This is a genomic window from Tenacibaculum jejuense (genome assembly GCF_900198195.1).
Taxonomy (GTDB): domain Bacteria; phylum Bacteroidota; class Bacteroidia; order Flavobacteriales; family Flavobacteriaceae; genus Polaribacter; species Polaribacter jejuensis.
In genome coordinates this window covers 4,114,271-4,136,282 of the sequence record NZ_LT899436.1, presented here as the reverse complement: position 1 = coordinate 4,136,282, position 22,012 = coordinate 4,114,271, and the positions used below count along the sequence as shown (strand labels likewise).

Here is a 22,012-nt window from a genome sequence, read left to right as displayed (position 1 = left end):
AGAAGGAGTTTATCTCAGAGATATTTTATTTAGTTATGAGAAGTATGAATTTTTTAAAGGTGGAGTTTTTACCTTTCAAAAAGGTGGTGATTTAGGAGTTTCATCAAAAGGAAAAGGAAATTATAAAATAAAAAATGATAGTCTCTTTTTGAACTATAATTTAACATCACTTAAAGAGAATAGTTATTTTAAATCGAAAAGCTATTTTAATGAAAAAGATTCAATTACTTTAGAGTTTAATGTGTATAATCTTGAAGAAGAACCATTAAAAAATGTAATGATTTATTATTTAAATGAGCAAAAAGAGTTCGTAGATGCAAATGAAGATAAAGATGGAAATAGAACATTAGTTTTAAAAAAAGGACATTACAAAGACAAAGTTGAGGTTTTTATAGATGGTGAATTTTTAGATAAACAAATATTAGTATTAAGAGCTGATAGAAATTATATTTTAGAAATTTACATGAGCAACAGCGAATCACAAGGATTTTATCACCCGAAGGCAATTAAGGGAGATATTCAAGCGTATAAAATTTTAAATTTTGAGGATAATTTTATAGAATTAAAAAATACTGAAGTCAATTTTAAACTAATAAAGAATAAGAATTAAAGAATTACAGCTATGAAAAGTATAAAATATTATTTATTGATTATTTTAATTGGGTTTTGTTTCTCTTGTAAAAACGGTACAACAATACATGTTATTAATGAAAGTGGAAAAACTTTAGAAAATATTAGTATTGAAACAGGTTTTAGTTCAGAGTTATTGGAGAAAATTAACGAAGGAGAATCACAAAGTTTTTTCATCGATTTTAATGAGCTTAAAACTAAAACTGATGGAATAATGATGTTAAAAACTGATGAAACTTATTCTAATCAAATATATTCGTTTGGTTATTATTCCAAAGGAATTCCTCCAAATAAAGATATTACAGTGATTCTTAAAAAAGATACAGTTGAGATTAAATAACTTAATATAATCAAGGACGGTATTCCTTGATTTTTTTTATGATAGTTTTATAGTCTTCTTTATTTTGTACAAAGTCTAACTCAGAAACATCTATCACTAAAATATTTAAATTTTGCTGTGTTTTTATAAAGTTACTGTAACCATCATGAATTTTCTCTAAATAAGAAGCTTCAATATTTTGCTCGTATTCACGCCCACGTTTCTCTATATTCTGCAATAATCGATCTGTATTCTGATACAAATACACATACAAATCTGGCTTTACAATTTCCTTATACATAAGATCAAACATTTTTCGATATAATTTATACTCATCATTTTGTAAAGTAACTTGAGCAAAAATCAATGATTTGAAAATGTAATAATCAGAAATTACAAAGTTTTTAAACAAATCAAATTGAGCTAAATCATCAGAAAGTTGTTGATAGCGATCAGCCAAAAAACTCATTTCTAAAGGAAAAGCATAACGCTCCTGATCTTCGTAAAATTTTGGTAAAAACGGATTATCAGCAAAACGTTCTAAAACAATTTTAGCATTAAAATCATTAGAAATCATAGTAGCTAAAGTCGTTTTTCCTGCACCAATATTTCCCTCAATAGCAATGTAATTGTATTGTTCAGAAATAGGAATTGGTCTTTCTAAAACAATATCTAACTGTTTAATTTCAGAAGTATCTGAACATTCTTTTAAACAGTTCACTATTTGTTTTTTAGCTATAGGATGAATTACATTTTTAGCGATTTCAGCAAGTGGAGCTAAGGCAAATTTACGATCCAACATTCTAGGATGTGGAACAATTAATTCTGGAGTAAAAATAATTTCATCCTCAAATAATAATACATCCAAATCAATTAATCGATCAGCATAAGAATCAGAAGTTTTTCTAACTCTTCCCAATTCCTTTTCTATCCATAAAAGTTTCTGAATAAGTTGTTCAGGTGGTAAATACGTAGAAACTTTAATACACGTGTTATAAAAATCGTTGCTATCAAAACCCCAAGAAGCAGTTTCATAAATAGAAGCAATTTTTAAAATAGAACCGACTTCTTCAGCAATTAAATCAATTGCATTTTGAAGATTTTCAGTCTTATTTCCTTGATTAGTACCTAATGATAAATATGTAATACGTTGTATTCTCAATGCCTTTATTTCGTTAGGCAAAGAAACAAAACCTTATAGGATTAATTTAAATTTTTAAGTTGTTTTTTTAAACAGTGTACACTAAAAAAATTGTGACGACGTTTGCTAGTATAATCAATCCCTAAAATCATGAAAATCAACAAAACTAAACTAGTTTTTGTATTACTTTTTACCATTCCTAACTTATTGTTATTTGCTCAAAATACATATTATGTAGCAACAAATGGAGATGACAGTAATACAGGAACAGAAAGTAATCCTTTTAAAACATTTAATAAAGCTGTATCGGTAATGTCTCCTGGTAGCACTTGTATTATTCGCGGAGGTGTTTATGAAGAACAATTATCTGTGAATAAAAATGGAGCAGCAGGAAATTATTTGACATTTAAAGCTGCAGACGGAGAAAATGTAACTATAAAAGCAACTACTTTTATCAATGGTTGGCAATTACATTCAGGAAATATTTATAAGACATCTGTAGATATGTTTATTGAAGAAAGATTTAGAAATGTATATCATAACCAAGCTCATATGGATTTGGCAAGATGGCCAAATAATGAAGACAATAATAGATTTACAGTAGATTGTAAGTTTATAGAAAGTGGAGGAAACAACTTTTTTACGTTAACCGAAGTTCCAGATTTTGATTGGACTGGTGGTTTAGTGTATTACATTGGAGGACATTCTGGAACGAGTTGGACAAGAAGAATTACAAGTAGTACAACAACGAGAGTTGAACATGGAGGTGTAGATATTACCAAATGGCCTTTTGATCCACACAATCCAACTATTTTAAGAAACGGACATAGAGGTCAATTATATTTATTTAATAAGCTAGAGGCTTTAGATTATGCTAGAGAATGGTATTATGATGAAAGTGCTAAAACATTATATTTTCAAACAGCAGATGGTTCAAAACCTAATGATGATACTGTAGAATATGCTACACATAAATTTACTGCAGAATTAAGAGGTAATTACATTAAAATTGAAGGAATTAAGTTTTTCGGAGGAAGTGTAAAAATTAGAGGAGACTTTAATGTTTTCGAAAATAATGAAGTAATCCATGGAAGTGAAGGTTTCGATAATTTAGCAAGTACTTCCGCTGGAGTAGGTGAGTCTGCTATTGAAGTTTTAGGTCCGAGTACAATTGTGAGAAATTGTAGAATAAATCACAGTTCGGCTAACGGAATTTCAATTCAGAATTGGGCGGGAGCACATAATTCTATTATTGAAAAGAATACGATTTCTAATATTGATTATCTAGGAATTCATGCTACTCCAATTAGATCTACTGCCAATAACGTGAAAATATTAAAAAACAGAGTTTTCAATTCTGGAAGAGATGGGATTTATGTTAGTGGAAATACTTGTGAAGTCGCATATAACGATGTTTCTAAATCACAACTAATTAATGCAGATTCTGGTGTGTTTTACACAGTAGGAAATAATGATTTAAAAGGAACTGAAGTACATCATAATTGGTTTCACGATTCTAAACCACCAACTTATGCAGGAACAAAAGCTGCAGGAATTTATTTAGATAATAATAGTAAAGGATATGTAGTACATCATAATGTAGTGTGGAATGTGTCATGGTCTGGTTATCAAGTAAATTGGGCAAATTGGAATTTAGATTTTTTTCATAATACATTATGGAATTGTGGTCAAGCTATGGCTTCTTGGGTTAACGGTTATGAACAAAAGAATAACAGAGTTTATAATAACTACTCTAACGTAGGCGATTGGTTTGATGAAACTGGTTTTGATGTAAAAGATAATTTAATTAGTGCTGCTTCTCCTTTTGTAGATGCTGATGCACAAAATTTTCTTCCTACTGAAACTGGTTTAGTAGTAGATAAAGGTGTGGTGGTTTCTGGTTTTGCAAAATCATTTAACGGAACAGCTCCAGATTTGGGAGCTTACGAGTATAATGGTACTGCTTGGACAGCTGGAGTATATGCTATTGAAGATACAGGAAGTACTTTAAGTTCAGAAGATATAGTTAAAGATGATGCTATTGAAATTATGTATCCGAATCCTGCTCATGATATATTAAATGTGAGTTTTAAGAATTCTCTAGACTTCAGCAATTCATCAATTGAGATATATTCAATGTTAGGAAATAAAGTTGAATCGTTTGATATTGAAGAAAAAGTGATTGATGGAAAAGTGACGATACCAATTTCAACTTTAACCACAGGAAATTATCTAGTAAAAGTGATTCTACCAGATGGAATCAGTAATAAGATATTAGTAAAGAAATAAGAGCAAAAAAAAATCGTCAATTTATTGACGATTTTTTTTATTTGTAAGAATAGAAAATTAACTTTCTTTCTTTTCTGTTCTAGGTTTTCTATCGTCTCTGCGATTATCACGGTTACGATTATCTCTACCTTTGTTGTCGTTATTTCTTGGTTTAGAAACATATCCTTCAGGCTTTGGTAATAAAGCTTTTCTAGATACTTTCTCTTTACGAGTTTTAGGATCTACACCAAAGTACTTCACATCAATAATGTCACCGATTTTTACTACATCGTTAACATCTTTAGTGCGTTCCCAAGCTAATTCAGAAATGTGTAATAAAACTTCATTACCAGGAGCTTCTGTATATTCAACTACAGCACCAAATTCTAAAATCTTAATCACTTTAGTTTCGTAAACACTTCCTTTTTCAGGTTTAAAAGTAATCGCTTTAACTCGCTCTAAAACTTTATCAATACCTTCTTGGCTTGTACCTAAAATTTCTACAATTCCTTCTTCAGTAACTTCATCTTCATTAATTACAATAGTAGTTTCTGTTTCCTTTTGTAATTCTTGAATATGTTTACCACCAGGTCCAATCATAGCACCAATATAATCTCCTGCAATACGAACAGTAACCATTTTTGGAGCGTGAGCTTTTACTGAAGTATTTGGAGTTGCAATTGTATCTGTTAATTTTTCTAAGATATGTAAACGACCATCACGAGCTTGTTTTAATGCATTTACTAAGATTTCATACGATAAACCTTTAATCTTAATATCCATCTGACAAGCAGTAATTCCATCAGCAGTTCCTGTTACCTTAAAATCCATATCACCTAAATGATCTTCATCACCTAAGATATCAGATAAAACGGCATAACGATCACCATCAGAGATTAATCCCATAGCAATACCAGAAACTGGTTTTTTAAGCTGAACTCCAGCATCCATTAATGCCATTGTACCAGAACAAACTGTTGCCATAGAAGACGATCCGTTACTTTCTAAAACTTCAGAAACCACACGAACAGTATATGGACAATCTTCAGGAACCATACCTTTTAAAGCTCTTTGTGCTAAGTTTCCGTGTCCTATTTCACGACGAGAAGTTCCACGAATTGGACGAGCTTCTCCAGTTGAAAATGGAGGGAAGTTATAGTGTAAATAAAAACGCTCTTCATCTTGAATTGTTGGAGAATCAATCATATTAGCATCTCTAGAAGTACCTAAAGTGACTGTTGCTAATGCTTGAGTTTCTCCACGTGTAAAGATAGATGAACCATGAGTTCTTGGTAAATAATCTACTTCACACCAAATCGGTCTTATATCTGTAGTTGTACGTCCATCTAAACGTAAACCTTCATTTAATGTTAAATCACGAACTGCTGCTTTGTGAGCTTTACTGAAATACTTAGAGATTAAATCTCCTTTTTCTTCTAATTCCTCTTCAGAAAATAAAGCTAAAACTTCGTCTTTTACTTCAGAAAAAGCTTGACCTCTTTCTTTTTTAGAAGTTCCTTTTTTAGCAATTTCGTAACATTTATCGTAAGCTGCAGCTTTAATTTTTTCTTCTAACTCTTCATCAGTAACAGCAGCCTCGTATTCACGAGTTTCTTTTTTACCTACCTGACTTACTAATGCTTCTTGTGCTTCACATTGTAACTTGATAGCTTCATGTGCTACACGAATAGCATCTGCCATTTCTTCTTCTGAAACTTCATCCATTTCACCTTCTACCATCGCAACGAAGTCTTTAGAAGCACCAACCATTAAGTCGATATCAGCTTCTTTTAATTGAGCAGGACTAGGGTTAATAATAAATTCTCCGTTTACTCTTACAACTCTTACTTCAGAAATAGGAGCTTCAAAAGGAATATCAGATAATTGAATTGCAGTTGATGCAGCTAAACCAGCTAAAGCATCTGGCATAACTTCTGGATCATGAGACATTAATTGCATCATCACCTGAGTTTCTGCATGATAATCTTTTGGGAATAATGGACGTAATACCCTGTCTACTAAACGCATTGTAAGAATTTCTTCGTTGCTTGGTCTAGCTTCACGTTTCATAAAACCACCTGGGTATCTACCCGCTGCGGCAAATTTCTCTCTATAGTCTACGGTAAGTGGTAAAAAGTCAATTCCAGGATTAGCTTCTCTTGCCGAAACTACAGTAGCTAAAATCATGGTATCTCCCATACTTACAACAACAGAACCATCTGCTTGTTTTGCTAACTTTCCTGTCTCTAAGGTAATGGTTCTTCCATCTCCAAGTTCAATAACTTGGCTAAATACTTTTGGAATCATAAAGTGTTTTTTTCAAATAAATTACGTTGTTAGTTGTAGTTGTGTTGTGTGTGTGTTGTTGTTATTTCAATGGAAGTTTTAAGTTTAAAAAGTTAAAACAACTTTCGCTAAGATAATAAAAAAAGAGGCTGAAAATTCCAGCCTCTTTTAGATAGGTATTATTTTCTAATTCCTAATTCCTTGATGATTGCACGATATCTGTTGATATCTTTCTTCTTTAAATAGTCAAGTAAACTTCTACGCTTACCTACCATTTTCACTAGAGAGCGCTCTGTGTTAAAATCTTTACGATTTTTCTTTAAGTGCTCAGTTAAGTGGTTAATTCTGTGAGTAAATAACGCGATCTGTCCCTCAGCTGTTCCAGTATCTTTTCCGTCTTTACCGTGCTTTGCAAAAATTTGCTCCTTTACTTCTTTAGTTAAATACATACCAATATTGTTTAAATGATTTTAATGTATCAAAATTTTCATTGAAGTGGCAAAAGTACAACTAATTTTCCTAAAAAAATAATTAAAGTTTATTAAACCTTTTCCTTAATGTTAAGTCCAAGAATCAGATTAACTTTTAAATACTATTAATTATGACAGCGAAAGTTTTAAAATTCGGATTAATGATGTTGCTAGGAGCTATGGTTTTTATGTCATGTTCTGATGAAGAGGGAGTTACCATGAATGATTCTGCAGAATTAAGTACAGAAGATATTCAAGATGTAGTGGTAGCAGATGATATTACTTCTGATATCGATAATATTTTAGAAGACGATGATATCGATTTTAATTTATTAGGTAGAAGCACAGATAGTTCAAGTAGTAGTGTAGCTGATTGTGTAACTAGAACAGTTGAAGCTGATCCAACATCAGAAACATTAACAATTACACTAGATTTTGGAGATAATTGCACAGGACCAAGAGGTAAAGAATTATCAGGTAAAATAGTTATTGTATATCAAAAAACAGATATAGGTTATTCTAAAGAAGTTAGTTTCGATAATTTCTCTGTAGATGGTAATGCGATTGAAGGATCTAAGTCTGTAGTAAAAGTAAAAGATAATGGTAATGGAAATAAAGAAGCAACGCATGCGGTAAATATTTCTGTAACATTAGCTACTGGAGAAACTGTAAGTTTAGAAGGAACCAGAGTAAGAGAAAAGATAGCAGGTGACGATACATTAACTAGAAGAGATGATGTGTATTTAATTTCAGGTAGTTGGAAGTTTGTAAATAAACTAGGGAATGAGTTTACTGGAAATATTACAGAAAAATTAAGAAGAGAGTACGCTTGTAAATTCATAGTAAGTGGGGTTACAGAAATTACAAAAAATGGAGTTGCTTATACTTTAGATTTTGGAGATGGTACTTGTGACAATATAGCTACAGTAACTAATAGTGCTGGAGAATCAAGAGAAATAATGCTAAGAAGAAGATAATTAGGATTTATTTGGGATAAAAAAAGACCAGCATTATGCTGGTCTTTTTATTTTATTAAGCTCTTACAGGCTGATTTTGTATTAAATCTAAGTATAAGTTTACTTGCTTCTTTAAATCTTTACGTTCGTAAATACCATCTAAGAAACCGTGTTCTAAAACAAATTCAGAACGTTGGAAACCTTCTGGTAATTCTTTACCAGTAGTATCTTTTACAACACGAGGACCAGCGAATGCAATTAACGCATTAGGTTCTGCAATATTTATATCTCCTAACATTGCAAAAGAAGCAGTTGTTCCTCCGGTAGTTGGATCTGTACATAAAGATACATATGGAATTTTAGCATCTGCTAATTGAGCCAACTTCGCCGATGTTTTTACCAATTGCATTAACGATAATGAAGCTTCCATCATACGAGCTCCACCAGATTTAGATACCATTAAGAAAGGAATATTGTTTTGAATAGAATAATCGATAGCACGAGCTATTTTTTCTCCTACTACACTTCCCATAGAACCTCCAATAAAAGCGAAATCCATACAAGCGATAACTAAATCTTTTCCTTGAGATTTACCAACTGCAGTTCTAACAGCATCTTTTAATCCTGTTTTTTCTTGAGCATTTTTTAATCTGTCTGGATATTTTTTAGTGTCTTCAAACTTTAAAGGATCTTTGGCAACTAACTTTTCATTAAGTTCTGTGAATTCATTGTTGTCAAAGAATAATTCAAAGTATTCTCTACTTCCAACTCTCACATGATATCCATCTTCTGGACTTACATATAAGTTTCTTCTTAATTCTTCAGTATCAATAATTTTACCGCTAGGCGTCTTATACCACAAGCCTTTTGGTGTGTCTTTCTTTTCTTCGGTTGGGGTATGAATCCCTTTATCTTTTCGTTTAAACCAAGCCATAATCTAGTTTTGTTTGTTTAGTGTCAGTTTAAAAAACTTACCCTTATTTAGGGATAGGTTAGTCTACAAATGTAAAAGTTTTTTAATTACTGAGTATTCTTTTTAAATTAAAATTAATAATGGTTTGGTTTTGAGTTTTTTATATAGTAAAAAAGCCTCTTAAAATTTAAGAGACTCTTTTGTGTAAAGTTGGTTATAACTTGTAAAAGCTACTATAAAGTATTTATGCTATTTAAATCTTCGAAAGCTTGTTTTAAGCGAGTTTTGAATGTTAATTCTCCTTCTCTAAGCCATTTACGAGGATCGTAGTATTTTTTGTTAGGAATATCATCTCCATCAGGATTACCAATTTGTGTTGCTAAATAGTCAGCATTTTTCTTCATGTAATCACGAATCCCTTCATTAAAAGCATATTGTAAATCTGTGTCAATATTCATTTTAATTACACCGTAACCAATTGCTTCACGAATTTCTTCTAAAGTAGAACCAGAACCTCCATGGAATACAAAATCAATTGTATTTGCAGGGACATTATATTTTTCAGAAATATATTCTTGAGAATTCTTTAAGATTTTTGGAGTTAATTTTACATTACCTGGTTTGTAAACTCCGTGTACATTTCCAAATGCAGCAGCAATTGTAAATTGATCACTTACTTTTAATAACTCTTCGTAAGCATAAGCTACTTCTTCAGGTTGTGTATATAATTTAGAGCTATCAACATCAGTATTATCTACACCATCTTCTTCACCACCAGTAATTCCTAATTCTATTTCTAAGGTCATACCCATTTTACTCATACGAGCTAAGTATTCTTTACAAATTTCGATGTTTTCTTCTAATGGTTCTTCAGATAAATCGATCATATGAGAACTGAATAAAGATTTTCCAGTCTCTTCAAAATGCTTTTCACTAGCGTCTAATAATCCATCAATCCAAGGTAATAATTTCTTAGCTGCGTGATCTGTATGTAAAATTACAGGAACACCATAAGCTTCAGCCATTAAATGAATGTGTTTTGCTCCAGCTACAGCTCCAGCTATTGCTGATTTTTGATCTTCATTAGACAATCCTTTTCCTGCGTTGAATTGCGCTCCTCCATTTGAGAATTGAATAATTACAGGAGAATTAACTTCTTTTGCAGTTTCTAAAACAGTGTTAATAGAGTTAGATCCTACTACATTTACAGCTGGTAAAGCGAAAGCCTTCTCTTTTGCTAATTTAAAAATCTCTTGAACTTCGCGTCCAGTAGCAACTCCAGGTTTTATCATTTTTTTGTCTTTTTAGTTTGTGTTGTAATTTCAATGGAAACAAAACTACATAATTTTTGTTTTAAAAGTTGGAAAACAAAAGTTAGATTACGATTACGTTTTAGTTGGTTTGCTTTTTAGAAAGGATAATTAATTCCAATATTAAATACAGAATTTGCAAAATTGGTGTTTTGAAACCATCTTTTATCTGTTAAATAAGGTTCTCTAACTTTAAAACCAAGATCTAAACGAGCAACTAAGAATTTAAAATCATAGCGAACTCCAAATCCAGTTCCTACGGCCATATCAGTAAATGATTTTAATCCTTGAAATCTAGATTCTGCGTCAACTAATGAAGAGTTTGTGATATCCCAAATATTACCAACGTCTAAAAATATAGCACTTTTTAAACTACCTGCAATATCAAAACGATATTCAAGAGAGGATAAGAACTTTAAACTACCAATATTGTACTCTAATCCAGGAGCTCTTCTACCAGGTCCAAGATCATAAGTTTGCCAAGCTCTAATATCATTTGATCCTCCTGCAAAATAACTTCTTGAAAATGGAATACTAGAGTCATTATAAGTAACTATAGCTCCTAAGAAAGTACGATGAGCTAAAACATTGTTCTCTCCTAAGTTCCAGTATTTTTTGTATTCAATATCCGTTTTAAAATATTCTGCAATAGGAATTTTAAAAACAGTAGTTTGTCCGTTACTATTGGTTTGATTAGATAGTAATCCCATTACATTTCCAGAATTAGCGAATCTAATTCGGAAATATGAGAAGTTAGAATCTTTAATACTTTCTTGATTATTATAGGTGAAAGTATAGGCTATTTCAGGAATCAAGAAATCAGATGTAATGATGTTGTAGCGGTTTAAAATATTTAAATTATCTTTAAATGCTTCAGGGTTTGCCGTCCTAAAGTTATCATCCAAAGATATTTCTCTCATCTTATCAACTATAGCGTCATTATTTTCTGGAGCAGGTTCAGGTAAATCGAAATTTGAATCGAAAATTTCAACTACTTCTTCAAGTTTAGCATATTCAGAACCATATATATTGAAATAATTTCCAACATTTAAGTTTCTAATATATTGAGCATTTAAAAGCTCTAATTGAATCGATTTCTTTTTATTGAATTGCCATCTGTAATCTATACCTACAGATATATTTTGCTTATCTAAAGCAATATTTTTTTGAATACTTAAACCGGTATTAAAAATAGTTCTGGGTTGCATTCGTTTAGGAACAAGTCTATGAAAACCAAAAGGAGCCATAAAACGAGGTACTTCTAATGATAAATTTCCACCAACTTCCCAACCTGGACCATTCGTTGAGTTAAAAAAACCTCCTTGAAAAGAAAGTTGAAAAATTTCTGCTCCTTTGAAAGTATTTCTATTGGTTATTGAAAATTTACCTGAGATATCAAAGTTTCGAATATTAGATCTAGATAATTCTAAATCGGCTCCAATAGAATATTTTTCTTTTGGTGTTAAAAAAATATTAGCTTCAAGTTCTTCATCATTTAAAGATTTGTATCGGATAGATGTGGTTTTAAAGTTTTTTAAACCTCTTAAGTGTAATTGTGTTAATTGTCTTAAAGAGTCAGTATAAACTTGATTTGGTTTGATGAAGATTGACTGAGATAAATGTTTAGGGTTGTATTTTAATTTATCGTGAGATAAGAAATTAATCCCTTTAAATTGAGCCTGATTATAATAAGGTTCATTTCGTTTGGCATACGAATAATCAGTAACAATATTTATATTTTTGATTTTCTGTATTTTAAAAGGTTTAGAAATGTATTTTCCATTTTTTTCAATCAGTTCGTCTTCAATTTCAATTTTTACATCAGCTTTTTGATAGTTTTTTAAAGTGTCTGCTTCAAATGATAAAGAGTTTTCATTAAAATTGTATACTCCACTATTTCTAAAAAGTTTTACAATTCGGTCGGCTTCTTTAATGAAATTTTCGTCTTTGTACTGCTCTCCTTTTTTTAAAAAGTTTTTTTTCGAATGTTGTTGGTATATTGAATCTAAAACTGGAGATTTTATATCTGTTGAAATAGAATTTAAAAATGAAGGTTTTCCTTTATCTATGTAATATGTTAATGTTCCTTTTTTCCTTCCAACGGTATCTTTTCTAAAAGAAACTTTAGCTCTAAAATATCCTTCAGTAGTATAATATGCTAAAAGTTTTTCAGCAGTTTTTCTAGTTTTTTTATCATTAATAATAATAGGAGCTTGCCCATTATTTAAATACCAATTATTTAATCCAATAAATGTATTTGCTACAGCTATACTTTGTTTTTCGGAAAAAATATCTTTGAACAGATGGTACCATTTAGGGTGATTTTTCTCCCATTCTTCAACATCTCTAGAGCCTTTAGGGTTTCCTAAATTATAAAAGTAAAGTGACAGTGGTAATCCAATAGCTCTGGCATTTCTTTGTTGTAGTAATAAACTGTTTAAACGTTCGTCTTTTTGCTTAACACTATCTACAAATATGGTGTTTTTAGTAAGTAATAATTCGTTTTCGGGAACGTGTTTAATTGTGCTACAAGCACTAAAAAATAAGAGTAATAAAAAATAAAAACTGTGTTTTTTCATTAACTTTACACGTCGAATTGAATTGTCAAAAATACCATTTTTACAATTAAGAGCTGTTAAAAAACTGCCAATGAGCTTATCAAAAAACCAAATTAAGTTAATCAATAGTTTAAGACAAAAAAAATATAGAAAAATTAATCAACTTTTTATAGCAGAAGGTGTAAAAGTGGTTAATGAACTGTTGTCATCTAATTTAAAAGTAAATTCAATTTTTGCTACTGAAGATTATGTGTTAGATGAGCAATATACGAAGATAAGAACGCTTATTTCTGAAACTGAACTAAAGAAAATAACTGCGTTAAAAACACCAAATAAGGTTTTAGGTGTTTTTCATATTCCTGAAGTAAATGAAGTCGAAGATGAAGGTTTGATCGTTGCTTTAGATGCAATTAACGATCCTGGTAATTTGGGAACAATAATCCGTTTATGTGATTGGTTTGGAATTCAAAAATTAGTTTGTTCCACAGATACAGTAGATTGTTATAATCAGAAAGTAATTCAATCTACAATGGGATCTATTAGTAGAGTGCATATTTCTTACGAAGATTTAGAAGAATATTTAACTTCAACAGATTTGCCTTCGTTTGTAGCAGATATGGAAGGCGAAAATGTTTACACTACTAAATTGCCACAAAATGCTGTTTTAGTTATGGGGAATGAAGCAAATGGTATCTCCAAATCAATTAGAGAAATCATACAAAATAAACTAACAATACCGCGTTTTGGAAAAATTAACCAAACGGAAAGTTTAAATGTAGCTACAGCTACAGCAATATTAATTAGTGAGTTTAAAAGGAATTTAGAATAAACCGTTAATTTGAGCATCAATTCTGTCGATAATATATCCTAAATCTTCAGGATTATCGACAAAATCTAATTTATCTACTTCAATCACTAGTAATTTCCCCTTATTGTAAGTACTAATCCAAGCTTCATATCTTTCATTTAATCTACTTAAATAATCGATACTGATAGAACTTTCATAATCACGTCCTCTTTTGTGAATTTGTCCTACTAAAGTAGAAATATCTGCACGTAAATAAATTAATAAATCAGGTGGGTTTACCAAGTTTTCCATTAATTCGAATAGAGATGAATAATTACTAAAATCTCTATTTGTCATTAATCCCATTGCATGTAAGTTTGGAGCAAAAATGTGTGCATCTTCGTAGATGGTTCTATCTTGGATTACATTTTTTCCTGATTGTCTTAAATCTAAAATTTGACGAAATCTGCTGTTCAGGAAGTATACTTGCAAATTGAACGACCAACGTTCCATTTCTCCATAAAAATCATCAAGATAAGGGTTCTCATCTACCGATTCAAAATGTGGTTGCCAATTGTAATGTTTTGCTAATAATTTAGTAAGTGTAGTTTTACCAGCCCCTATATTTCCTGCTATAGCTACATGCATTCGATCCTAGTTTTTAGATGGGATCAAAATTACATATTATTCTTCGATTATTTTAACATTAGTAGGTTAATTTATATCCATAACCTCGAACATTAATAATTTCAACTTTAGGATCTTTTTTTAGTCTTTTTCTTAATTTAGAGATAAATACATCCATACTTCGTGCATTAAAAAAATCATCGTCTCCCCATAATTTTTTCAATATAAATGAACGATCTAAAATTTCATTTTTCTTTTCAGTTAGGTAAAATAGCAATTCACTTTCTCTATGCGTTAACAATTCAGCTTCATCATTAAAGTATAATTTTTGTTTCTCATAATTAAAGGTGTAATCTCCAATAATTATTTTCTCTAAATTCTTTTTTAAATTAATTCGATCTAATAAACTATGCACTCTCACAATTAATTCTTCCATAGAAAATGGCTTTTTCAAGTAATCGTTCCCACCATGTTGAAAACCATCGATAACGTCTTTAGTTTGAGATTTAGCAGTTAGAAATATAATTGGAATACTATTGTTTTCTTCCCTAATTTCTTTGGCTAAAGTGAAACCATCTTTTTTTGGCATCATCACGTCAAGAACTAAAATTTCAGGAGATTCTTTGGAATATAATTCATACGCTTCTTCACCATTCATTGCATGAAAAACTTCAAAATTTCTAGTTTCTAAACTTTCTTTAACGATTTGACCTAAGCTAGGTTCATCTTCAGCCAATAATAGTTTTATCTTTTTACTCATAAGACATAGTTATTTTAAAAGTTGTTTGTCCAGGAATTGAATGTAATTGAATAGTACCATTGTGTTTTTCAATGATTTTTTTAGTATAATATAAACCAATTCCAAAACCTTTTACGTCGTGTGTATTTCCTTTAGGAACTCTATAAAATTTATCAAAAATTTTATCTTGTTGGTTTTTGTCTATTCCTTTTCCGTTGTCGGTTACAGTAATCTGAAGATCTTTTGATGTAGATTTAAACTCAAACTGAATTTTGTCACCGCCGTATTTTATAGCATTATCGATTAAATTAGAAATAGCATTTTCTAAATGGAATTCATCTACTTTAATAACTAAATCTTCAATGTTAGAAATGAAATCTATTTTTTTATTAGTGGTAAATAATTGATGTTTTCTACTTAGTTTTTCAAGTAAACTCACAATTTCAACAGCCTCTTCTTTTAGTAGTAACTTTTCACTATCAAGAGTTGCTGTTTCTAAAAGTTTTTCAACCATCACATGCAGTTTCTTTATTTGACTTTCTGATATAGAAACATATTTTTTAGTTTTCTCTTTGTCTTCTATAGCATTAAAGTTATTGATTGCTTCTAATGCTGTAGATACCGTTGTAATAGGGGTTTTAAATTCGTGAGTAATATTACTAATTAAATCATTTTTTATTTCAGCTAATTCTTTTTGATCGTTAATGATTTTTAGTAAATAAAATAAACTAAATACTACAGCTAATGATAATAATAAAGAAAGTAATATTCCTGTAAAACTTCTTTTTAAAGCTTCAGCAGAAGGATTAGAATATTTCATTTTGAATCGTTTGTCAGGACCCAAAAATGTTGATTTAGATTCGATGGTTGCAAATGTTTGTACTGGTTTGGTTGCAAACGAAGTATGAATGGTGTCTTGTTTATAATATTCAAAGGAATAATCTACACTAATTTGCTTTTTCTCAAGTTCTTTTTTTAAAATAGTATCAATTTTACTATGATTCATAGTATCATTTTGAATGGCTATAAAAAGAGTTTGTATTCCTTTAATTAATTTTAAACTGTCAGCTGCTTTTTTTCCTTTAAATACTTTAATCTTGTCTCCCACTGAAGAAAGTCCAGTTGTTTGAATACAATTAACACTATCGGCACAATAAATACTATCTGTATGAACATGACTTAAAATATTTTTCTTCTTCTTACTAAAGAAACTATCTACAACAAAAGCTGTGTTTTTATATTCATTTGAATTATCTGTAGTGATAACTAACGATTGAAAAGTTAAACTTGTACTATCTTTTGCTTCTTCTTTCGTTTTTGCTTTTTTCTCTTTTTTTGGATATCTCGTATTATCTATCGATAAAAAGATATCTTTCATAACATTCCCAACTTTTACAGAGCTCTTTGAGTCGTTTTTTGGAGTAATAATTGAAAAGTGATTCGCCTTAGATAAATCTGTAAAATACTTCTCGATAGCATTATCTAAACTTATTTGAATTTCATTCATTACTCTCAGTTTATTTTGTTGGTAATTTTTATAATTCCAATAAAACTGAACTGCTATTGTAGTAAAAATTGTTACTACAATAAAGTAAAGAATCCAATTGTGTTTTTTCGTATTCATAGGTCAAAGGTACATTTCTAATTCTATAAAAATAAGTCGGTTAACACTAGTTAACACTAGTTAACTTAGAAAGATGAATAATGCGAGCATCTTTGTAGTGTAGAACAAAAAAAAATCAACTCAACATGACAAAAATAATGATCACAGCATTGTTGCTAGTAATAACAAATACGTTTTCACAATCTTTTGATGAGATAAAAACAACTTCATTGATTTATTCAGTAGATAATATTGAAGAATTAGAAACAATTGATTGGAAAGGAACTAAAGAGTTTTTTGAAGGTAATAAAGAAGATGAAGAAGTGACTTTAGGTATTAAAATTAAAGAATTGAGTAACAATGAATCTAAAGTTAAAACAAAACAAAGTTTTGAAATAAAAGGAAAAGTTAAAGACTTAGATAAGTTGATAACTATGATGAAAAAGTATCAAATAAGAACCATAACAAAAGTTAAACCGAAATCGCTCATTTATACTGTGGATACTGTAGAAGAATTAAAAAATATTGATTGGACTAAAGCGAAAACTTTTTTTAAAAGTCATGACGAAAACCAAGAAATTACACTAGGCTGTAAAGTGAAACAAGCAAAAAAAGAGAATTCAAAATTAGATGTAAAGCAAAGTTTTATCATATCAGCAAAAGCTAAAGAGTTAGATAAATTAATTAAAATAATGATGAATTATACTTCATCTCAAAAAAAATAGTAGTAAACAAAAGAGTAATATAAAAAGACAAAAAATGAAAATTCAATTTTTATTCTTAGCTATGTTGTGTTCATTAACAACTATAGCTCAAGATTTTCAAGGGAAAGCAACATATAAGACACATAGCAATATGGATCTTAAAATAAGTACTGGTGACAAAGCTCCAAATTCAGATCTTCAGAAACAAATTCAAGAGAGAATGAAGAAAATGTTTCAAAAAACATATACTTTAAATTTTACAAAATCAACATCAACTTATACTCAAAATAAAGAATTAGAGCCAGCGGCACAATCGGGAGGAGTTCAAGTTATGGTGTTTGGAAATGGTGGTGGAAATGATATTCTTTATAAAAATACTACGGAAAAGAAATATGTAAATAAAACAGAAGTGTTTAGTAAAGAGTTTTTAATAAAAGATAAGTTGTCTGATGCAGCTTGGGAGATGAGTGGAGAAACGAAAAAAATTGGTAAGTACACTTGTTATAAAGCCACTAGAACCAGAGAAGAAGAACAAATAAGCCATATTATGACTGATGGTGAAACAGAAGAAAAAAAACAAATGGTAACGGTAAATACTGTGGCTTGGTATACCCCAGAAATACCAGTAAATAACGGTCCAGATATGTTTTGGGGATTACCAGGTTTAATTTTAGAAGTACACGAAGGAAAAAGAACTATAGTTTGTACTGAGATTGTTTTAAATCCAGCTGAAAAAGTAAAAATTAAAGAACCAAAAGGAGGAAAAAAAGTAAATCAAGAAGAATATGAAAAAATAGTAAAAGAGAAGGTAGCCGAAATGAATGAACGATTTAGAAATAACCGTGGAAAAGGGGAGTCTATAAATATTCAAATAGGAGGATAAAATAAAAAAAGCGATTTTAAACCTTTACATTGTTTTGAAGTCTTAGTAAAGATAACCTTAGTTATCTTTAACAAGAAAAGAACAAAATTAATCACGTAATTATGAAATCGCTTTTTACCTACCTCTTATTGTTGTCATTCGCATTTGGTTATGCTCAAAAAAACTTTCACGGAAAAGCTGTGTATAAATCGAAAACTTCTTTTGATATGAATCAATGGGGAAATCGTCAGTTATCCGAACAACAAAAGAAAAGAATCATGGAAAGAATGAAGAATATGTTAGAAAAAACATATACGCTTCATTTTAACAGAACTTCATCATTGTATGAAGAAGAAGAAAAATTAGAAGCGCCAGGTGGAGGAAGAGGAAGTTTTCGTTTTGGAGGTTTTTCAAGTGGTGTTCAATATAAAAATACACAAGACAAAAAGTTTTTAGAAGAGAGAGAATTTTTTGGGAAGAAGTTTTTAATAGAAGATCCGTCTGAAATGCCAAAATGGGAAATGAGTGGAGAGCAAAAACAAATAGGAAACTATTTATGTTATAAAGCGACTATGATGAAGAAAACAGATGAGTTCGATTGGCAAAACATGAGAAGAAGAGGAAGAGGTAGAAATAGAGATAAAGACAATAAGAAACCTGATAGTACTAAAGTTAGAAAAGTTACTGAAGATATAGAAATGCCAAAAGAAATACTAGTTACGGCATGGTATACACCACAAATTCCAGTAAGTAATGGTCCTGGAGAATACTGGGGATTACCTGGTCTAATTTTAGAAATAAATTCAGGAAAAACTACAATTTTATGTACAGAAGTAACTTTAAATCCTAAGGAGAAAAAAGAAATAGAACCTTTAAAAAAAGGTGATAAAGTTACAAGAAAAGAGTACAATGCTACAGTAAAAAAGAAGATGGAAGAGATGAGAGAAATGTGGAGAGGTAGAAGAAGAGGAAGATCTTAGTAAGTTTTATGAATTAATCAAACTTTAATAATGAAAAAAATATTTTTTCTGGCGATCGTAATGATTGCCTGTTATACTAGTGCCCAAATTAAACTAACTGGGATAGTAAAAGACAGCATTGGAAACCCGCTAGAAATGGCAAATATGTTGGCTATAAATCAAAAAGATAACAAAGTAGATTCTTACGGTTTTACCGATGCTTTTGGTAATTATAAACTAAACTTAAAGAAGAACGCTAATTATATTATAAAAGCGAGTTACGTTGGTATGAAAACAGGACAACTTAAACTAAGTACCAAAGAAGCTAATATTAAAAAAGATATTGTTTTACTTTTTGATAATACTTTGGATGAAGTGGAGATTATTTCTAAAATGCCAGTAACTGTCAAAGGAGATACGATTGTATACAATGCAGATTCCTTTAAAAGTGGAACAGAAAAAAAGTTAGGTGATGTACTAAAAAAACTTCCTGGAGTAGAGGTTAACGATGAAGGAGAAATTCAAGTTGAAGGGAAAACAGTAAGTAAAGTGATGGTAGAAGGAAAAGATTTTTTTGATGGAGATTCTAAACTTGCCACTAAAAATATTCCTGCTAATGCGATTGATAAAGTTGAGGTCTTAAAAAATCATAGTGAAGTTCGTCAGATGAGTCGTGTTACTGATAATGAAGATAATATTGTAATAAATCTAAAACTAAAAGAAGGAAAGAAGAATTTTTGGTTTGGAGAGGTTTCTGCAGGAGTAGGAATGGCAACAGAAGATAGCAGATATATCGTACACCCCAAATTATTTTATTACAGTCCGAAATATAGCTTAAACTTAATTACAGATTTTAACAATATCGGAGAAGTTCCTTTTACACGTAGAGATTACTTTAAGTTTACTGGTGGATTCCGAGGAGCTGGAGGAAGAGGTACAGGTTTTGATGTAGCGTCATCTGATATAGGTTTCTTAACACTTCGAAATAACAGAGCTAAAGAAATAGAATCAAGATTTGGAGCTGTAAACTTTAGTTATTCTCCAAAAAAGAATTGGGATTTAAGTGGATTTGGAATTTATTCTGGATCAGAAGTAGATATGGAAGAAAATACCATAAGAAATTATATCAATGAAAATGTTGATGCTTCTATTTTACCACCATTCGATGCAACAAATCCAAATTCAGTTAGATTTATTAATACCGAAGAAATAAATAGTGTTTCTAAACAAAGGAGTGATTTGGGTTTATTAAAGTTAAGCTCTAGTTATCGTCCGAATAACGATAATCAATTTGATTATGATGTTTTTGCTAAAATTTCAAATCAAGAAGAAATACAAAGTTTAAACTCTACACGTACATACTTAAATGATGCAGATGAGTCAATTCCAATTCATCAATTATCAAGTCAGAATCCGTATTCAATTAGTCAAAATTTAAATTACTATTATACATTAAATGAGAGTAACATATTTGCTCTAGAAGCTCAATATTTATGGCAAAATGAAGATCCTTTTTATAATGCTGAGCTAGAAAATTTATCTTTTTTCAATGTTTTAGGTTTAGTTGATGAAAGTCCTGTTCCTTTTGATGTTTCTCAGAATAAAAGAGTCAAAACAAATAAATTAGATGCCAAGTTAGATTACTTTTATGTAATTAATCCGAAGAGTAATTTAAATATAACTTTAGGAACTACTGTGAGTGATCAGCAATTCAACTCTAATATTTTTCAAGTTTTAGAAAATGGAACAACGAATTCTATAAGTAATATCAATTCAAATAACGATGTAAATTATACTTTCGATGATTATTATGCGGGTTTACATTATAAGTTTATTACTGGGATATTTACTTTCAATCAAGGATTTACAGTGCATCAGTATTCAGCAAAAAATACACAATTAGGAAGTGTTTTTGATAACAGTTTTACAAAATTATTACCAGATGCTTCTATAAAAGTAGCGCTTAAAAAGTCGGAAACTTTACGATTAAATTATAGTCAACAAGTAAGTTTTACAGATATAAATAGAGTTGCTGAAGGTTTTGTATTTAACAATTACAATAGATTATACTCAGGAAACAGAGAATTAGAAAGTTCTTTATCGCACAATGTAAACTTGAGTTATTTCAGTTTTAATATGTTTAATTACACAAATATTTTTGCTAGCGTAAATTATAGTAATCTAATAGATGCGGTAAAAGGATTAACTACGTTTAATGGAGTAGATCAGGTATCAACATCAATTAATTCTATATTTCCAGATGAAACAATTTCAGCGAATGCTAATTTTCAAAAGAGTTATCGAAAATTTAAAGTTACAGTAGGAGGAAATGTAGGTTATTCAGTTTCAAACAATCTATTTTTTAATCGCTTTACAAATGAAAATGAGAATAGAAAATCAAATTCATTTACTCAAGCTTACAGAACAAGATTTAGTACAAACTTTAGAGAGTTTCCAAATTTTGATGTAGGTTATAATGTAAGTATTAACAGGTACGATCAAGGCGGAATTATAAATACATTTACTACACATAGTCCTTTTGTTAATTTTGATGCTTTTATTACTAGAGATTTAATATTTAACACGAAATACACTTATAATAACTATAGAAATCAATCTGAAACACTGAATGATTTTAGTTTTTGGGATGCAGATTTAACCTACCAAAAGAAAGATAGCAATTGGGAATACAAGATGATGGTGACAAATATTTTAGATACTAAATCGTTAAATCAAGATAGTTCCAATACAATTTTTAACAGTTCTTCAGCCTATATTATACAACCAAGATATATTACTTTTTCAGTAAAATATAATTTATAATCACTGTTTGAATCAATCAAAAAGGCGAGGAATAAAATCCTCGTCTTTTTAATATTT

At 30.0% G+C, this 22,012-nt stretch carries 18 protein-coding genes; 9 read left to right on the top strand and 9 right to left on the bottom strand.

Features of this window, described 5'->3' with window-relative positions:
• Positions 1 to 148: 148 nt before the first annotated feature.
• On the top strand, positions 149 to 610 hold the full coding sequence (locus AQ1685_RS18130; protein ID WP_095074466.1) for a hypothetical protein: 462 nt from the start codon (positions 149 to 151) through the stop codon (positions 608 to 610).
• A 12-nt stretch (positions 611 to 622) separates the two neighbouring features.
• Complete coding sequence (locus AQ1685_RS18125) at positions 623 to 970, top strand: hypothetical protein (protein ID WP_095074465.1); 348 nt, start codon at positions 623 to 625, stop codon at positions 968 to 970.
• 10 nt (positions 971 to 980) lie between these two features.
• Here the strand turns inward: AQ1685_RS18125 and folK are convergent, their stop codons facing one another.
• Entirely contained in the window at positions 981 to 2,111 is a 1,131-nt protein-coding gene (folK, locus tag AQ1685_RS18120) for a 2-amino-4-hydroxy-6-hydroxymethyldihydropteridine diphosphokinase (protein WP_095075114.1), read from the bottom strand.
• Between the two features lie 129 nt (positions 2,112 to 2,240).
• Here folK and AQ1685_RS18115 point away from each other — a divergent pair, with 129 nt between their 5' ends.
• The gene (locus AQ1685_RS18115) at positions 2,241 to 4,379 is read left to right on the top strand and encodes a T9SS type A sorting domain-containing protein (RefSeq protein WP_095074463.1); all 2,139 of its coding nucleotides are present in this window, start codon (positions 2,241 to 2,243) and stop codon (positions 4,377 to 4,379) included.
• Between the two features lie 57 nt (positions 4,380 to 4,436).
• Here the strand turns inward: AQ1685_RS18115 and AQ1685_RS18110 are convergent, their stop codons facing one another.
• Both AQ1685_RS18110 and rpsO read right to left on the bottom strand, forming a co-directional pair.
• On the bottom strand, positions 4,437 to 6,665 hold the full coding sequence (locus AQ1685_RS18110; RefSeq protein ID WP_095074462.1) for a polyribonucleotide nucleotidyltransferase: 2,229 nt from the start codon (positions 6,663 to 6,665) through the stop codon (positions 4,437 to 4,439).
• A gap of 158 nt (positions 6,666 to 6,823) precedes the next feature.
• Positions 6,824 to 7,093 (bottom strand): 30S ribosomal protein S15, encoded by a 270-nt coding sequence (rpsO, locus tag AQ1685_RS18105; protein ID WP_095074460.1) that lies wholly within the window; start codon positions 7,091 to 7,093, stop codon positions 6,824 to 6,826.
• 152 nt (positions 7,094 to 7,245) lie between these two features.
• Between rpsO and AQ1685_RS18100 the strand changes: the two genes are divergently transcribed.
• The gene (locus tag AQ1685_RS18100) at positions 7,246 to 8,091 is read left to right on the top strand and encodes a hypothetical protein (protein ID WP_095074459.1); all 846 of its coding nucleotides are present in this window, start codon (positions 7,246 to 7,248) and stop codon (positions 8,089 to 8,091) included.
• Positions 8,092 to 8,146: 55 nt separating this feature from the next.
• Here AQ1685_RS18100 and accD read toward each other — a convergent pair whose 3' ends face one another.
• From accD to tamL, 3 genes are all read right to left on the bottom strand, one after another.
• Positions 8,147 to 9,004, bottom strand: a complete 858-nt coding sequence (accD, locus tag AQ1685_RS18095; RefSeq protein ID WP_095074458.1) for an acetyl-CoA carboxylase, carboxyltransferase subunit beta — start codon at positions 9,002 to 9,004, stop codon at positions 8,147 to 8,149.
• Between the two features lie 212 nt (positions 9,005 to 9,216).
• The gene (fbaA, locus tag AQ1685_RS18090) at positions 9,217 to 10,275 is read right to left on the bottom strand and encodes a class II fructose-bisphosphate aldolase (RefSeq protein ID WP_095074457.1); all 1,059 of its coding nucleotides are present in this window, start codon (positions 10,273 to 10,275) and stop codon (positions 9,217 to 9,219) included.
• A gap of 116 nt (positions 10,276 to 10,391) precedes the next feature.
• The gene (tamL, locus tag AQ1685_RS18085) at positions 10,392 to 12,872 is read right to left on the bottom strand and encodes a translocation and assembly module lipoprotein TamL (RefSeq protein WP_095075113.1); all 2,481 of its coding nucleotides are present in this window, start codon (positions 12,870 to 12,872) and stop codon (positions 10,392 to 10,394) included.
• Between the two features lie 70 nt (positions 12,873 to 12,942).
• On the opposite strand from tamL, the gene AQ1685_RS18080 reads away from it, so the two are divergent.
• Positions 12,943 to 13,680, top strand: a complete 738-nt coding sequence (locus tag AQ1685_RS18080) for a TrmH family RNA methyltransferase (protein WP_095074455.1) — start codon at positions 12,943 to 12,945, stop codon at positions 13,678 to 13,680.
• Here the strand turns inward: AQ1685_RS18080 and AQ1685_RS18075 are convergent.
• From AQ1685_RS18075 to AQ1685_RS18065, 3 genes are read right to left on the bottom strand one after another with little or no spacing between them, the layout of a single operon-like run.
• On the bottom strand, positions 13,672 to 14,286 hold the full coding sequence (locus AQ1685_RS18075; protein WP_095074454.1) for a deoxynucleoside kinase: 615 nt from the start codon (positions 14,284 to 14,286) through the stop codon (positions 13,672 to 13,674). The two genes, AQ1685_RS18080 and AQ1685_RS18075, sit on opposite strands and share 9 nt — an antisense overlap.
• A gap of 58 nt (positions 14,287 to 14,344) precedes the next feature.
• Entirely contained in the window at positions 14,345 to 15,025 is a 681-nt protein-coding gene (locus AQ1685_RS18070; protein ID WP_095074452.1) for a response regulator transcription factor, read from the bottom strand.
• Complete coding sequence (locus AQ1685_RS18065; protein WP_095074451.1) at positions 15,018 to 16,628, bottom strand: sensor histidine kinase; 1,611 nt, start codon at positions 16,626 to 16,628, stop codon at positions 15,018 to 15,020. Before AQ1685_RS18065 ends, AQ1685_RS18070 begins: the two co-directional genes overlap by 8 nt.
• 125 nt (positions 16,629 to 16,753) lie before the next feature.
• Between AQ1685_RS18065 and AQ1685_RS18060 the strand changes: the two genes are divergently transcribed.
• The 4 genes from AQ1685_RS18060 (at position 16,754) to AQ1685_RS18045 (ending at position 21,955) form a co-directional block, all read left to right on the top strand.
• The gene (locus AQ1685_RS18060; RefSeq protein WP_095074449.1) at positions 16,754 to 17,332 is read left to right on the top strand and encodes a hypothetical protein; all 579 of its coding nucleotides are present in this window, start codon (positions 16,754 to 16,756) and stop codon (positions 17,330 to 17,332) included.
• Positions 17,333 to 17,366: 34 nt separating this feature from the next.
• On the top strand, positions 17,367 to 18,194 hold the full coding sequence (locus tag AQ1685_RS18055) for a GLPGLI family protein (protein ID WP_095074448.1): 828 nt from the start codon (positions 17,367 to 17,369) through the stop codon (positions 18,192 to 18,194).
• A 101-nt stretch (positions 18,195 to 18,295) separates the two neighbouring features.
• Entirely contained in the window at positions 18,296 to 19,153 is an 858-nt protein-coding gene (locus tag AQ1685_RS18050; protein ID WP_095074447.1) for a GLPGLI family protein, read from the top strand.
• Between the two features lie 30 nt (positions 19,154 to 19,183).
• Positions 19,184 to 21,955 (top strand): TonB-dependent receptor, encoded by a 2,772-nt coding sequence (locus tag AQ1685_RS18045; RefSeq protein ID WP_173862372.1) that lies wholly within the window; start codon positions 19,184 to 19,186, stop codon positions 21,953 to 21,955.
• The last annotated feature ends 57 nt before the right edge of the window (positions 21,956 to 22,012 follow it).